Origin of the sequence: Parafrankia irregularis (assembly GCF_001536285.1) — a bacterium.
Taxonomy (GTDB): domain Bacteria; phylum Actinomycetota; class Actinomycetes; order Frankiales; family Frankiaceae; genus Parafrankia; species Parafrankia irregularis.
Genome location: NZ_FAOZ01000002.1, coordinates 550928 through 565872, shown reverse-complemented (window position 1 = coordinate 565872; position 14945 = coordinate 550928). Strand labels below are relative to the sequence as shown.

The window sequence follows — 14945 nt, the reverse complement described above, 5'->3', positions numbered from 1 at the left end:
CGGGCGGAGCCGGCAGTTCGGGCGGAGCCGGCAGTTCGGGCGGAGCTGAAGGGCCGGGCGGGCCTGACTGGTCGGCTGGTCAAGGCTGCCTCCTGCGAGCGTGGGTCAGCACGACGCTACCGGTGGTGTCCGGCGCCCTGCGATCGGACAGCGCCACCAACGGGGAGATCGCCGCGGCCGCGTTCCACCCGACCTTCCCGCCCTTGGCCGAAAGGTTCAGGTAGAGCCGTTCAGCCCGTTCGGAGCGAAACATGTAGGTCTGTCGGACGACCTCCAGCCCGGCCGCGTCGAGCAGCTTCGCCAGCCGCTCGCCGGGATACGTGTGCTGGACGTGGTACCGCTCCCGATGCCGGGCGAACAGGTCCGGCCAGCGCTCGGCCCGGGTCAGCGCGTCCGCGGACATCACCAGGTCACCGCCCGGGCGCAGCACCCGGGCCATCTCGGCCAGCGCGGCCGGTCCGTCATCGAAGTGCTCGATGGCGCAGACCGACATGACGACGTCGAACGTCGCGGGTGCGAAGGGCAGCCGCAGCGCGTCACCCTCGACCAGCCCCGGGCGGTGCCTCAGCCGGCTGCCGAAGGTCAGCTTGTGGCGCGCGAGGTCCAGGCTCACCGCCCGGGCACCGCGGCGAATCGCCTGGCCGGCCCAGTAGCCGTCGCCGCCCGCGACGTCGAGCATCGTCCGCCCGTGCAGGTCACCCGCCCAGGAGAGCAGCGTCCCGACCTCGCGGCGGCGCATGACGTGCACCTGGTGACCGGCGTAGGCGAGGGCGTCGTCGCGTAGGGGACTCATGGCGCACAGTCTGCCTTTCCCGCGCGGTCGGCACCGGACGGGGCCAGCACCGCGTCGAGGTAGCGGTCCCAGGCGGCGTCGGTGTCAGGTGGGGCCACCGCGGCCCGCAGCGCGGCGAGCGTCCCCGGCTCGTACAGCCGCCGCAGGGCCGCGGCGAGCGCGGTCGGGTCGTCCGGTGGGACGAGCAGGCCGTCGACGCCGTCACGCACCGACGTCGCGAGCGTCCCGACGCTGGTCGCGACGACGGGCAGACCGTGCAGATGCGCGAGGTCGACGTTCTGCGACGCGGTGCCGGCCCGGTACGGCAGCACCAGCGCGTCCGCGGCCGCGAACAGGCCTGGGACGTCCCGGGCCGGGACATAGCCGGGACGCAGGTCGACGCGGTCGCCGAGGCCCAGCTCGGCCACCAGGTCCCGGGTCGCCTCCACCCCGCCCCAGAACTCCCCCGCCACCGTCAGGCGGACGTCGGCCGGCCCGGCCGCCAGCGCGCGCAGCAGCACGTCCAGACCCTTGTACGGCCGGACCAGCCCGAAGAACAGCAGCTCGCGCGAGGGCTCGGGCACGGCGGCGGCGGCCGCCGGAACGACGATCCCCACGGCGGAGTCGAGGCCGGGGTCGGGGTCGAGACCGGGGTCGGAGTCGAGGACGGGGTCGGATTCGGGGGCGGGCGGGGTCCACAGGTGGGTGGCCATCTCGGCGACCCGCACCGGGACGTCGGTGAGCGTGCCCGCGAGCTCCGCCTGGGCCTGGGTGTGCACGAGCACCGCCGAGCTCCGGCGCAGCACGGCGGAGATCAGCGGCTGGTCGACCGAGCGCCGCTCATGCGGCAGCACGTTGTGACACAGGGCGAGGACGGTCGGTGACCGCCGACGCCGGCCGCGCAGCCCGGCGAGGATCGCGAGGTAGGCCGGTGCCTGGATCGGCGTCACGACGACGAGCACGACGAGGTCGACACCCCGCCCGTCGACGCCCTGCCCATTCACGCCCTGCCCGTTGACGCCCTGCCCGTTGACACCCCGCCCGTCGACGTCCGGGCGTTCAGCGCCTGGGCCGTCGGCCGCGGCGGTTCCGGTCGGCCGCAGCTGACGGCCCAGGCGCAGCCAGGTGTCGGGCCGGCGCCAGGAAAGCGGGTAGGAGGTCGCGGGGAACGGCGTCCCCTCCGGGACGGCGACCCGCTGCTGGCCCGGGTAGAGCCGAGCGGGGTACTGGCGGGACCACGACTCGATCCGCACCTGGTGCCCGCGGTCGGCCAGCCGGTGTGCCAGCTCGGTCGTGTGCTGGGCGATACCGCCCTTGTACGGGTGGGTCGGCCCGATGATCGCGATCCGCGCCGCGGACCGCGATCGGTCAGGTGTCACTGCGCGACCGGGCCACCAGGTCACCGATCAGGGCGAGGACGACGATCTGGAACCCGACCAGGATCGCGAGCAGCGTCGAGGTGGTGACCCGGAGATCGTAGCGGATGACGTCGGCGATCAGCTTGGCGAAGCCGAGCCCCATGATCCACAGGGCGACCGGCATCAGAACCTTGATCGGGTCGAAGTACATGACCATCCGCAGCACCTGCAGGATGTACCGGCGCGCATCCCGGAACGGGTGGAACTTGGACGTCCCCGAGCGCTTGGCGTAGTCGATCGGCAGGTAGTCCACCGGATGCTGGTTGGACAGGAACGCCATCGTGATGGTCGTGACGCAGGAGAATCCGGGCGGCAGCAGCCGCAGGTAGGGCAGCGAGACGTCGCGGCGGAAGGCACGCAGCCCGGAGTTGAGATCAGGGATCTTCATTCCGGACAGCCGCTGGGCGATCATTCGGATGAGCCACTTCGCCGGCACGCGCGCCCATTTGTGCGTGCCCTCCTCGGTGGTCCGGGCGCCGACAACCTGGTCGACATCCGGATTCTCGTCGAGGTACTGGACGAACTCGGGAATGCGCTCGTTCGGATACGTCATGTCCGCGTCGGTCCAGACGACGATCTTACCGCGCGCCTCCTGCGTCCCGATGCGCCGGGCGGTGCCCGACCCGCCGTTGCGCCGGAACGGCATCAGCCGCATGTTCGGGTACTTCGGCGCGACGTCACGCAGGACGCTCAGTGTGCTGTCGGTCGACTTGTCGTCGATCACCAGCAGTTCGTAGCTGTAGCCGCTGGCGTCCATCGCGGCCGTGATGCGCTCGAGCTCCAGGACGACGTGATCCTGCTCGTTGTAACAGGGAAGCACCACGGTCACGTAGGGCGGTGTCTCGACCGCCAGGCCGCTCTGGTGCTCGTGTGGATGGATGGCACTGACACTCACGTCGCTGTGACTCCCGGGTCGTGGTCGCGCGCCCGCGTTCCGTCCCCAGGCAGCTCGCGGGCAGTCCGCCCACCAGGGTGACACGGCTTGCTGTGGGGGCCGAACTCCGGGCGGCCCGATGCTGCGCCTACTGTTACCAGCGTGGGGACGTTCAGAGGTGATCTACGCGAGTATGTGCGCCATGTGCGGGCTCTGCGTGCCGCCAGGGAGACCTCGGCACGCTCGTTCGTGGCCGGACTGCGCTATCCGCTCGCCCACAAGCAGCCGATCTGGATCGGTTCGCCGACGGTGATCGAAGGGCACGAGCGGATCGAGTTCGCCGACGGCGCGGCGATGCGGATCGGGCTCGCCCCGTTCGGACTGACGACGCGGCACGACGTGTCGGTGGTCCGCGTCCACCCCGAGGGCCGGATCCGCTGCGAGGGCGTCGTCTCGCTGCAGCGCGGGATTCGCGTCGTGGTCGACTCGGGTGTTCTTGAACTCGGCCCCTTCGCGAATATCAACGGTTTCGCGAAGATCCTGGTGCGGGAACGGGTGTCGATCGGCGCGTACTGCAACGTGTCATGGGACACCCAGCTTCTCGACAACGATTTCCACCCGATGGTCGTCGACGGTGTCGAACAGCCGATGAGTGGGCCGATCGTGCTGGAGGACCGCGCGTGGATCGGTGCCGGCGCGATCGTCCTCAAAGGCGTGACGGTCGGCGAGAGCGCCGTCGTGGCCGCCGGCTCCGTGGTGACCAAGGACGTCCCCGCGAAGGCGGTCGTCGCGGGCTCACCGGCGAAGGTCGTCGGGCATATCGACTACTGGCGCTGAGCGATGTCCGAATACCCGGGTGGCATCCGGTTCCGGCCACTGGTCCTGCTGCGTTCGGTTCCGCTGCCGATCTGGCTGATCACCGCCCTGTTCGGGGCGCTGCTCGCCTGCTGGTCGGTGCTCGTCCCGCAGTACCACGCGCCCGACGAGCCGAACCACGTGGACGCCGTGCTGCGGCTGGTCCAGGGCGACGGCTGGCCGCATCCCGGGCATGCGTTCGTGAAGCCGGACGGCGTCGGAGCGATCGCGGCGTCCCCCTACGGCTCCGAAGCGGTGCCCTACGAGCTCGACCACGCGCCGATCGTCGCGGACGACGCCACGCCGCGCGCCGACCGTCCCGACTGGGACGAGCTGGGCCAGACACTGCAGGCGGACGGTGATCCGCAGCCTCCCGGGGACATCCAGCAGCTCGTCCAGCACCCGCCGCTCTACTACTGGGTCGGCGCCACGGTGCTGTGGGCGCTGCCCGGCGGCGGGGACGGCGACGGCCTGCGCTGGGACGTGACCATCGGTGCGCTGCGCCTGATGAGCGCGCTGATGGTGATGTGGCTGCCGGTCCTGGCCTGGGCAGGAGCGCACCGGCTCTCCGGTGGCAACCGCATCGCGGCGACCTGCGCGGCCCTCGTCCCGCTGGCGGTGCCCGAACTCAGCCACATCGGGTCGAGCGTGAACAACGACAACCTGCTGGCGCTGACCGCCGGGCTGGCCACCCTGACGATCATCTACATCCTGCGTGGGGACACCTCGCTGCGCACCGCGGCCTGGGCCGGCGGGTTCATCGGGCTCGCCCTGCTGACGAAGTCGCTCGCCATCGTGCTCGTCCCGATGGCGGCGCTCGCCTACCTTGTCGCCTGGCTGCGAGCCCGGCGGGACGACCGTCACAACCGCACCAGTCACACCAGTCACACCAGTCGCGCCAGCTACCTCAGCTACCTCAGCCACCCCGGCCGCACCAGCCCGGCCGAGCGGGGCCGGGGCACGCAGGATCCGGACCGGGACGCGCCGTTCCTGCTCGCCGACACCGGCCTGCGTACCGTGCCGACCGGCGCCACCAGGGTTCCGTGGCGCCAGATCCTGCTCGGCGGTGGGCTCATGGTGGCCTTCGGCGGCTGGTGGTGGGTCGTCAACATCATCCGCTACCGCACGTTCCAGCCGGAGACGCCGAACTTCCCGCTCGGCGACTACCTGGGCGATGACTGGGACGCCTACCTGGACGTCCTGTTCAACGGCGCGGTCACGCGCTGGTGGGGAGCGTTCGGCTGGTTCGAGGTGACCCTGCCGACGGTGTTCGTCCGGACGGCGAGCGCCATCGTGATCGCCCTGTTCGCGCTGGGCATCATGCGGGCCCGCGACGGCCGGACCCGGGTGGACCTGCTGTTCCTGCTCTGGCCCACGCTCGGCCTTTTCGGGCTGATGACATTTCAGTCCGCGACAGGCTTCAGCGAGCACGGCCACCTGAGCGGGATTTCGGGGCGGTACATGTACGGCGGGCTGACCGCTCTCGCGGTCGGCGTCGGGATGGGAGCCCCCGCGTTCGGCCGGCAGGTCGCCCGCGTCTTTCCCGTCCTGTTCTTCGGGGCCGCCGCGGCAGCCCAGTGGTGGTCCGTCAAGACCGTTCTGGCGCACTTCTGGGAGCCGGCCGGCGGCGATCTCGCCGATTCCTGGGACGCACTGACGGCCTGGTCACCCTGGTCACCCTCGACGGTGATCACCGTCGTGTGGGTCGGTGTCGCGCTGGCCGTTCTCGTTCTCGTCAGCTGTGTGTGGACGGCCGTGCGCGGTGACACGCCGCCAGGCGGCGCCGGGCCGGATCATCCAGCGGCACCGGGCCTCGGTGGCGGCCGGAACGCTGCCAGGACGATCCAGCCGACCCCGGCGACGACAGCGGCCGGGGCGGCCGAAGGGTTCGAACCGCTCCCGGCGGGACCGGAAGTCACGGACACCATCCCCATCCACCCGCCGGCGCGGAAATCCCCGCCAGCCGGTTCCGCCGGGACCAAGTCCGATGAGCAGGGGCTTTCCGAGCCGCCCCCGGGCGAATCCGCGCCGGCCGAGTCGGGACCCTCCACAGCAAAAGGGAGGCCGTCAAGCATGGCCAGCCCCGTGCCGTCACACTGAAAGCAGGCCGCGGACCACTCACGTAAGGTTCCGGTGTCCGTCATCTCGGTTCGGGGGGAGCCGTGCGCCGAAAGCGGGGCTGGGAAACCACACCGCCCGCGGATTCGACCGGCCCCTCGGTGACCGCTGCCTCGCGGCTGGCGTCCCCGCTGGGCCCGGACGATCCGGCCCGGCTCGGCCGCTACGTACTGGTGGGCCGGCTCGGCGAGGGCGGAATGGGCACGGTCTACCTCGGCCGTGACCCCAGCGGGCGGATGGTCGCCGTCAAGGTGGTCCGGGCCGACCTGGCCCGGCTGCCCGAGTTCCGGACCCGGTTCCAGCGCGAGGCCGACCTGGCCCGCCGGGTCGCGCGCTTCTGCACCGCCGAGGTCCTCGACGTCGTCGACCCGCCCGACGGGCAGCCGTACCTGGTGACCGAATACGTCGACGGGCTGACGCTGGCCCAGGCCGTCGCCGTCGAAGGCCCGCTGCGCTCGGCCGACCTGGAACGGGTGGCGGTCAGCGTGGCCGCCGCGCTGACCGCGATCCACGGTGCCGGCATGGTCCACCGGGACCTCAAGCCGTCCAACGTGCTGCTGTCCACCCTCGGCCCGCGAGTGATCGACTTCGGCATCGCCCGCGCCCTGGACGCCCAGACCATGGTCAGCCAGGAGGTCCAGCGCATCGGCACGCCGGCGTTCATGGCCCCCGAGCAGGCCAACGGCGAGCCGGTGACGTCGGCGGCCGACGTCTTCGCCTGGGGCGGTCTGGTCACCTACGCCGGCACCGGCTCGTACCCCTTCGGCGACGGGCCCACCCCGGTGCAGCTCTACCGGGTGGTCCACCGCGAACCGCTGCTGGACGGCCTCGATCCCGCGCTGCGGCCCATCGTCGAGCAGGCGATGCGCAAGAACCCGGCCGAGCGCCCGACCGCGCAGGAGCTGTTCCTGCGGCTGGTCGGGATGGGCCCGGCGACCCACCCCGACCCCGACGTCTCGGCGGCCATCCAGACCACCAACGCGCCCATCGCCGGGCCTCCTCCACCGGTGGCACCGGTCGGCCAGCCGGGCAACCTGCCACTCCCGGACCTGACCAGCGGCATCGTGGGGGCCTCGGCGCCACGTGTGGTCACGGGCGTGCCCGCGCAGCCCGCGCCCGAGCACGACGTCGCCACCGGTCCCCGCCCGCCGGCGATCACCGGTGCCCCCGACGCCGGAGGCCACACCGGCACCGGCGGCACCGCGGGTGCCGGGGGCACCGGAGACATTGGCGGCGCTGGGGGCAGCCGGGGCAGCCACACCGGCAGCCTCGGTGGCGGCGGCACCGGCGGCCGGCCACCTGCCGGACCGGCCGGCACCGGTGACGCCGCCGGCGCCGAGGCCGCCGGGGGCACCGGGGGTGGTTCCGCGGCCGGGACCGAAGGCTCCCGGGTCACCCGTCTACTCGCCGCCACCACCCGCCGCCGGATCGTGCTCTTGGCCGCGCCCCTGCTCGCGCTGCTCCTGATCGCCGCGCTCATCCCGCTGGCCTTCACCGGCGGCGGCCGCGACGAGAGGCAGACGCGCGACAACGTGGCCCGCCGGGTCGCTGCGATGGCCGAGTCGATCCGCGACTCCGACACCGGGCGTGCGGCACGCCTCAGCCTGGCCGCGTTCCGGATCAGCCCGGTACCCGAGGCCAGGGCCAGCCTTCGGACGTCCTTCTCCCCCGCCACGGCGACGGTGCTGACGGGGCACACGGAGTCGGTGCTCGGCCTCGGCGTCAGCCCGGACGGGCGCACCGTCGCCACCAGCGGCGCTGACAACCTGGTCCGGCTGTGGGATGTCACCGACCGTTCCCACCCCCGTGAGCTGGCCACTCTCACCGCCCACTCGGCCTGGGTGCTCGACGCCGCGTTCAGCCCGGACGGAAAGCTGCTCGCGACCGTCAGCTACGACCGCACCGTGCGGCTGTGGGACATCCACGACCTGGACCAGCCCAGGCAGCTCGCCGTGCTGCTGGGCCATGACGGCTACGTCCTCGACGCCGCCTTCTCCCCGAACGGGCAGATCCTCGCCACCTCGGGCTACGACAACACCGCCCGGTTGTGGGACATCAGGAATCCGGAGTCCCCGCACCAGCTCGCCGTGCTGAACCGGCACACCAGCTGGGTCAACGAGGTCTCCTTCAGCCCGAACGGAAAACTGCTGGCCACCGCCAGCGCCGACCGCACCGCCCGGCTCTGGGACATCAGCGACCCAAGCTCGCCGCGCCCGCTGGCCGCCATCACCGCCCACACGGACTACGTCTGGTCGGTGGCGTTCAGCCCGGACGGGAAGCAGCTGGCCACCGGCGCCTACGACGGCCTGGTCAAACTGTGGGATGTCACCGATCCCGCCCGGCCCAGGGCGACCGCGTCGATCCCGGCCGACGAGAAATGGGTCTTCGACGTCGCCTACAGCCCCGACGGCCACACCCTGGCCACCGCCGGCTGGGATACCACCGCCCACCTGTGGGATCTGAGCGCCCCGGGCAAGGTGACCGCAGCCGGGGTGATCTCCGGCCACGGCGACTGGGTGCAGGGCGTCGAGTTCATGCCGAACGGTGAATCACTGGTCACCATCAGCGACGATTACACGACCCGTATCTCCCGCATCGACGACGCCGGCCTGGTCGCCCGCGCCTGCGCCGACCCGGCGAACCAGATCACCCAGGCCGACTGGCAACGCGACATCGCCGACGTCCCCTACCAGCCCGTCTGCTGAAGCGCCCAGCGCCTGAACGGCCAGGAGCCAGGCCGGCGGAGGTCAGTACGCACCCACCCCGTTCCCGGGGCGTTCGCCGGGCCAGCGTTACCGGCCCGGCGAGACCGGGCACGAACCGGTCACCCGGGCAGATGCCGGGCGCCGCCTACCTGGGCGTGCCGGTGGCACAGGGTGCGTGCGGATCCTCCTGGATGGCGAGGCCGAGGTCGACGTCCGCCAGCAGATCGCCCCAGGATGCGAAGTCACCGACGACGAGCCCGTGGCGGCTGACCCTGAGCACGCGTGCGTTACGGCCGTCATCAACGGTGATGATCGTCTCGTCGATCGCGTAGTCGTTCTCGCTGCTCCATCGCATGCTGGAAGGGTTCCTCAGGGGAGCCGTGTGATCGCGGGCACCCTGTCACCCCAACCCACGGACCTTCACCGCGCCACCCGGGACGTCCAGCCTGTTGGGCGCGCCCCGCAACGCGCGAACAGGGCCAGCCGACGGCGTGGACCAGCTACTTGGCCAAGTTGGTGCCGGGCGTGGAAGGTGACGCGGATGGCGGCTGAAGCCGCGCACTTCACCATGCACGAGGCAAAGACCCGTCTGTCTCGCATCATCGACCGGGTCGAGCGCGGCTCGTCTGACGCAAGCGAGCCCGGGCTCAACAGGTCGAATGGAGAAGCGCGCCGACGGCAGCGGTCCGCGCCAGCCGGTTGTAGAGGAGCACCGCGGCCTTCGTCTCCTCGACGTGAACCTCGACGTTGTGATCACGGAGCAACTCGAGCGTCTCCGGCATCGTCCGCAGGCGAAGCTCCATCCCGCGGCTGAGCACGACCGCGGTCACGCCCACGTCGAGGATCTCCTGTACATCGGCCGGCTGGATTCCCGGCTCATGGCGGGTACCGTTCTCGGACCAGTCCCACTCCCGGCCTCCGCCCGGGTACAGGATGAAATCCTTGCCCGGCCCGAGTCCTTCCACGTCGATGCGACCCCATGAGATGTGGACAACGTGTGGCGAGCGGGCCATCGGACTCCTCAGAACCGGATCGGCGTCTCTTCACAGCGAAGATCATTGGATCACGTGGCGACGCCGAGCGCGGTGGCCTTCCCGAGATCAGCGCTCCGGCAGCGGTGGCCGGTCGTCGCAGAATGGCACCTCAGGCCTTGATTGGCAGCAGCGATCGACGCCTTCAGATCGGAAGATCCGCGGCATTTCGTCGTTCTGGCAACCAGGACCCTCCGATCTTGCCCGGCAGCAGCGGCAGCCCGACGCCCAGCAGGCCCGCGCGGTCAGTGCCTGCCGTGGCGGGAGGAGTTCGGGGTGCCACCGGTGGATCTGTTCTCCACCAGCCGGGCGAGGCCCGAGCCCAGGCGGACGACCGCGGCGCCGCCGGTGCGGGTGCCCGCGGCCAGCGCCTGGGCGCCCCGCGACGGGATAGCCGTCGAGCCGGCCGCCCCGTCACCGGAGTCGCCGGAGTCGCGGGCACCCGCCTCACCGCCGAGACGGGCCCGCAGGGCCGCGCCGGCGATGCGGGCCGCGGTGAGAAGCTTCGGCTCGTCCGGTGCGCCGGAGCTCCAGGGCGGCCGCTGCTGCTCCCGGCGGGCCGCGGCGAGCTCCTGCTCCAGCTCGCTGATGCGGCTCAGCCGCTGCAGGTCCCGGGCGGCGAGCTCGCTGCGCTCGGCGTCGATGCGGGACCATTCCCGCTGCCGTGCCCGGGCGGCGGCGACCGCGTCGTCCTGCATCGCGAGGACCCGCAGGTACAGGTCGATGCGGTTGCGTTCCATCCGGGCCAGCAGGCTGTTGGCCACCCAGGGTGCGAGCAGGTCCGCGATGCGGCGGGCCCAGGGCGCGCGCCGGTCGAGGAGCACCCCGAGGCCGAAGATCGGCGCCACCGTGATGAACCGCAGGTCGGGGTGGTCCATCGCGAAGTCCTCGACAGCGGTGCGCACACCGTTGCGGGGGCCGCCTTCGGTCAGCGCCCAGGCGAAGGCGCCCGCCCCGCGGAAGCCGCGACCGGGGATCGCGTCGGACTTGTCGATCTCCACGCCGACGTCCCAGGAGTTCGGCTGGCGCTGGTCCTCGGGGATCCGGTCCGGGGCGTAGTACTGGTCGCGGCGACCGGCGGGCCAGCCGACGTCGTGCAGGATCACCAGCGGGAAGTAGGCCCGGTCGAAGTCGTCCACGGCGGCCGCGATCGCCGCGAGCTCGCCGCGGACCGTGGCGTAGTTGTGGTCTCCGTCGATGAGGTAGGCGTCGGTCGGTGCGTGGCCGTCGAGCGCCTCGGGGCTGAAGCCGCGGATCACCTCGACGTCCAGCCCGCCGCCGGACGTCGGGGTGACCCCCGGCTCGGGATCGACGACCACCAGGCGCCCGCCGCCGCCCCGGCGCAGCAGGCCGACGAGCAGCGACGTCGTGGCGCCGCTCTCCGAGCCGATCTCGGCGACGCTGCGCGCGCCGGCCGCCTCCAGCAGCGGGATCCAGATCTCGCGCAGGTCGGTCAGCGAGTGCAGGAGCAGCGGCGCGAGGGTCTTCTCTGTGATCTCACCCGGCTCGGCGGCGTGGTCGCCGCCGTCGTAGGCGTCCGCGGCCAGCTCCGCGAGGCTGCCGTGCACCACGCTCGGCGTCGCCGTCGAGCCGGACGTCCCGGGCAGGCTGGACGTCCCGGGCAGGCTGGACGTCTCCGCCGGCGGCCGCGGGGCGTCGGGTGCGGGTTCCGCCCGGCCGGCGGGTGCGCGGTCGAAGGGTGCGCCGTCAAAGGGTGCGCGGCCAGGATCCGCCCGATCGATGTCGGGGCGATCGAAGCCCGCGCGGTCGAGGACTGGACCACTGGGGTCCGGGCGGCCGGGGTCTGGGCGGCCGGGGTCCGGATGCCTGCGGTCCGGGCGGTCGTGTGTGCGGTCCCGCGCGTCGCGGAACTCACGGGGGTCGCGGGGTGGTTCGAAGGTCGCCGAGGTGCCGGGGGTGACCGGGTAGCCGGGCAGCGGAAGCGGAGCGGTGACGGGCCCGCCTGGCGAGGAGGGCTGCGCCGGGGCGTTCTCGGCGGCGCGCCGGGCCGAGCGCGGCGTGAAGACCGACATCTCGGGGGGTGACGAGGACGGCGGTGTGGCCGCGGGCGGCCGGGGGGCCGAGGAGGCCGACGAGCGCACGGGGAGCGGGCCGGACGGTGGCCCCGCAGGTGGGAGCGAAGCAGACGGCGGCCCGGCGGGTGGCCGTGGCCCAGCGGGAGGCGGCGGCCCCGTGGGAGGCGATGGCGGTGACACCGACGGGAGCAGACTGGTCCGCAGTGGGTCGGACTGGCTCGGCGGCGGGCGGAACCAGCTTCTCGCGGTGTCCCCGGGGCCCGGAGGCTCCGGGTCGCCGGGGGTGCCCGAGGTGCCGGCGGCGCTACCCGGAGACGGGGAGGGGCGTGGATCGGGGGACATGCCCTCCGTGTCGGCTGTGTCGTCTGCCTCTGACGTCACCGCAGCCCTCCCAGCTCGCGACGGATCTTCCGGGCGGCCCGGACGGGCAGGCCGGTCCGGGCCGCGTCCGCCGTGCGCACCTGCAGCGGGTCGGCCCGGATCCCGAGCCAGCCGAAGGCCATCTCGACGTCGATCGCGTACGTCCCGCCGAGCTGCGGCTGCGTGCCGTGATCGATCGTGTAGATGATCTGCGGATCGTCGCCGACGATCTCCAGCAGGTTGGCCTGCAGGGTCCGCAGGCCGATGAGCGCGAGCTGCTGGCCGGCGAGGTCGTCCAGGGAGGTGACGGTGACCTTGTACGGCTCGGGAGCGTTGTGCAGGTGGAAGGAGATCGTCAGCCAGTCGAGGCGGAGCAGGCCGCGCCGGCCGGCCGGGTCGATCCGCACCCGGCGGGCGCCGACACCCTCGACCCTCAGCCGCACGATCGACATCCCGTCGCGCCCGGAGCGGGTGACGACGGTCTCCTTGTGGCCGTTGACGAAGTCGCCGCCGGTGTCGACGTAGACCTCGACCGGGCCGGCGGCGGCCTCCGGGGAGACCTCCTCGGCCCGCACCCCGGCCGCGGCGGCCAGGCCACTGATCACGGCGAGCGACCGGTTCGCGACGCCGGCGACACCGGCGGGCCAGTACAGCTCCCGCATGGTGATCTTCTCGACGTCCGCCGGGGTCAGGTAGGGCATCCGCCGGACCAGCTCGGGCGGCAGCAGGCCCTCGGTCGAGTCCGAGCCGAAGTTGTCGTCGTGGGCCCACGCGCCGAACGCGGAGGCCTCGGCCGCGGTGGGGCGGGCGACGAACCGGGTCAGCATCCGCAGCGAGGAGTGCCGGGCCCCCGCCTCGGACAGCGACGGCATCGCCGTCTCCGAGCGCCGGTAGCGCAGCCATTCGCGCTGGAAGGCGAGGATGCCGTCCTGGACGGCGACCCGCTGGGCGACCTGGGTCCGCGAGGTGCGGTCGATGCTCAGCACCGGGCGGTGCTCGTCGTCGAAGGAGACCAGCGAGCCGATGTCTGGCATGCAGAGCTGTTCGAGCACCTCGGGGCTGCGCATGAGCTGGTTGGCCATCAGCTCCGGCTGCCCGCCGGAGGCGGCGTAGCCCTCGATCTGCAGGCCGGCGAGGCGGTGCGTGCCGGCGGCGGCGTTCGTCGCCAGGTAGAGGCCGCAGACGTCGAAGTCCCGCCCGGTGGAGGCGAGCAGGCGGGCCAGCAGCGCCTGGATGGTGCCGCCCCAGCCGAGGTCGGCGACGACGATCCGCCCGGATTCGGGCAGCTGAGTGTCGAGGTACTGGACGTACCGGTCGCGCAGCCGGGCCGCGGTCAGGACGATCTCGCTGCGGATGCGCTCGTCCGAGCACAGCGCCTCGAGGGTGTCGTCGAGCAGGCCGGGGACGTCCAGGCGCCGGTCGGCGAGCGAGGAGATGCCGGCGACGTCGTCGACGGCGACCCCGAGCTGGCGCAGCAGCTGGCCGACGCTCGGCGCGTGCCGGCGGACGAGGAAGCTGCGCAGCTCCTCGGGGCTGCCCTCGAACACGTTGGACAGCGCGCAGACCTGGCGTGACGCCCACAGGGTGGAGGTGGTCACACCGGCGTCCGCGCCCGGCTCGGCGACCAGGCGGGAGAGGAACTCGCCCTCGCGCATCAGGCAGTAGATGTGGTCGGCGCCGTGGTCTCTGGTGCGTTCCACCGCCCAGTCGGCGAAACCGGTGAAGACCGGGCCGAACACGGTCGCGCCGGTCTCCCAGTAGCGACGCAGGCCTGGCGGGACGGCGGCGGCGTCCGCGCGGTGCAGCGAGCGGGCCCGCAGCGCGGTCATGCCGTAGTCGCCGTGCGCCGAGTCGATCGGGGTGTCGTCGCCCGGACCGGTGAGCAGGCCCTCCAGCTCGAGCGTCGACTTCAGCGAGCCGGAGTACTTCGGGTAGTGGATGGCGACCAGGCCGTGCTCGCGGGCGCTCTCGACATCGGCGACCGGGTGGTCGCCGAGATGCACGACCCGCGACGGCTGCAGGTTCGAGGCGGCCAGCATGTGCCGGAACAGCCCGTCACTCTTGCTGATCCCGGCGTCGGACGAGGTGAAGATCTGGGTGAACGGCACCCCGGCCAGCTCCGGGCGGCTGAGCAGGCGCTCCAGCTGGGCGGCGGAGAAGTAGGTGTCGGAGAGCAGGTACACCGGCAGCCCGAGCTTGGTCATCGCGAGCTCGGCCAGCTCGACGACGGCCAGGTCGGCCCGGCACAGGTCACGCTCGACGGCCAGCTCGACGTCCATCAGGTCGCCGAGGCTGCCCGCGCCGGGCAGCGCCGGAACCAGCACGCCCCAGATCTCGTCGAGGCGTACCTCGTAGGTGCCCCGCACCTCGTGGGAGTGCTCCCGGGCCTTGTGCTCCGCGTAGACGCGCAGGCGGGCGAACTCGCCGGGGGTGACGCCGGTCGGCAGCTGGCCGATCTCGGCGAGGCGGTGCCCCAGGGTGATGAAGGCGTGTGCCGGTTCGGGCACCATGCGCCACAGCAGGGTGTCGAACACATCGAGAGTCAGGGCCTGGGCACCGCCCGACTCCAGATGCGACCAGACCTCGCGAAGTCGGACGTCGGTGAACACTGCCCGCCCCTCCCGGACAGCCGGTCCCCCGACCGCCCAATCTGGGCCGGCCAGGCACCCCCGAGACCGCCGCCGGACAACACCGGAGGTTTCCGGGTTGTCGACGGGTGGTTCGGGTGGAGCGCTCGCCGGCCGGAGCCAGATAGACGGATCGATACTATGAACCC

The 14945-nt window shown here is 72.5% G+C and carries 10 protein-coding genes; 3 read left to right on the top strand and 7 right to left on the bottom strand.

From position 1 onward, the window contains the following. Nucleotides 1–79 precede the first annotated feature (79 nt). The 3 genes from AWX74_RS04975 to AWX74_RS04965 are packed head-to-tail and all read right to left on the bottom strand — an operon-like array spanning nucleotide 80 to nucleotide 3085. The gene (locus AWX74_RS04975) at nucleotides 80–793 is read right to left on the bottom strand and encodes a class I SAM-dependent methyltransferase (RefSeq protein WP_091271957.1); all 714 of its coding nucleotides are present in this window, start codon (nucleotides 791–793) and stop codon (nucleotides 80–82) included. After that, a complete protein-coding gene (locus tag AWX74_RS04970; RefSeq protein ID WP_091271952.1) occupies nucleotides 790–2151 on the bottom strand; it encodes a glycosyltransferase family 4 protein in 1362 nt (453 codons plus the stop codon). The genes AWX74_RS04975 and AWX74_RS04970 overlap by 4 nt, the downstream gene beginning before the upstream one ends. After that, on the bottom strand, nucleotides 2141–3085 hold the full coding sequence (locus AWX74_RS04965) for a glycosyltransferase family 2 protein (RefSeq protein WP_091271948.1): 945 nt from the start codon (nucleotides 3083–3085) through the stop codon (nucleotides 2141–2143). Before AWX74_RS04965 ends, AWX74_RS04970 begins: the two co-directional genes overlap by 11 nt. 141 nt (nucleotides 3086–3226) lie before the next feature. Between AWX74_RS04965 and AWX74_RS04960 the strand changes: the two genes are divergently transcribed. The 3 genes from AWX74_RS04960 to AWX74_RS04950 all read left to right on the top strand — a co-directional run bounded on the left by AWX74_RS04960 (nucleotide 3227) and on the right by AWX74_RS04950 (nucleotide 8742). Next, nucleotides 3227–3901 carry an acyltransferase gene (locus tag AWX74_RS04960; protein WP_242666072.1) on the top strand — a complete coding sequence of 225 codons (675 nt, stop codon included), beginning with the start codon at nucleotides 3227–3229 and terminating at the stop codon, nucleotides 3899–3901. Nucleotides 3902–3904: 3 nt separating this feature from the next. After that, complete coding sequence (locus AWX74_RS04955) at nucleotides 3905–6019, top strand: ArnT family glycosyltransferase (protein WP_091271943.1); 2115 nt, start codon at nucleotides 3905–3907, stop codon at nucleotides 6017–6019. Between the two features lie 62 nt (nucleotides 6020–6081). Next, nucleotides 6082–8742: a WD40 repeat domain-containing serine/threonine protein kinase gene (locus AWX74_RS04950; protein ID WP_091271941.1), complete on the top strand. Its 2661-nt coding sequence runs from the start codon at nucleotides 6082–6084 to the stop codon at nucleotides 8740–8742. 145 nt (nucleotides 8743–8887) lie between these two features. Here AWX74_RS04950 and AWX74_RS04945 read toward each other — a convergent pair whose 3' ends face one another. From AWX74_RS04945 to AWX74_RS04930, 4 genes are all read right to left on the bottom strand, one after another. Further along, complete coding sequence (locus AWX74_RS04945) at nucleotides 8888–9097, bottom strand: hypothetical protein (protein WP_091271938.1); 210 nt, start codon at nucleotides 9095–9097, stop codon at nucleotides 8888–8890. Nucleotides 9098–9389: 292 nt separating this feature from the next. Next, nucleotides 9390–9755 (bottom strand): Mth938-like domain-containing protein, encoded by a 366-nt coding sequence (locus AWX74_RS04940; RefSeq protein ID WP_091271936.1) that lies wholly within the window; start codon nucleotides 9753–9755, stop codon nucleotides 9390–9392. 263 nt (nucleotides 9756–10018) lie between these two features. After that, the gene (locus AWX74_RS04935) at nucleotides 10019–11806 is read right to left on the bottom strand and encodes a class I SAM-dependent methyltransferase (protein ID WP_091271934.1); all 1788 of its coding nucleotides are present in this window, start codon (nucleotides 11804–11806) and stop codon (nucleotides 10019–10021) included. 380 nt (nucleotides 11807–12186) lie between these two features. Beyond that, nucleotides 12187–14778, bottom strand: a complete 2592-nt coding sequence (locus AWX74_RS04930; RefSeq protein ID WP_091271932.1) for an HAD family hydrolase — start codon at nucleotides 14776–14778, stop codon at nucleotides 12187–12189. Nucleotides 14779–14945 lie beyond the last annotated feature (167 nt).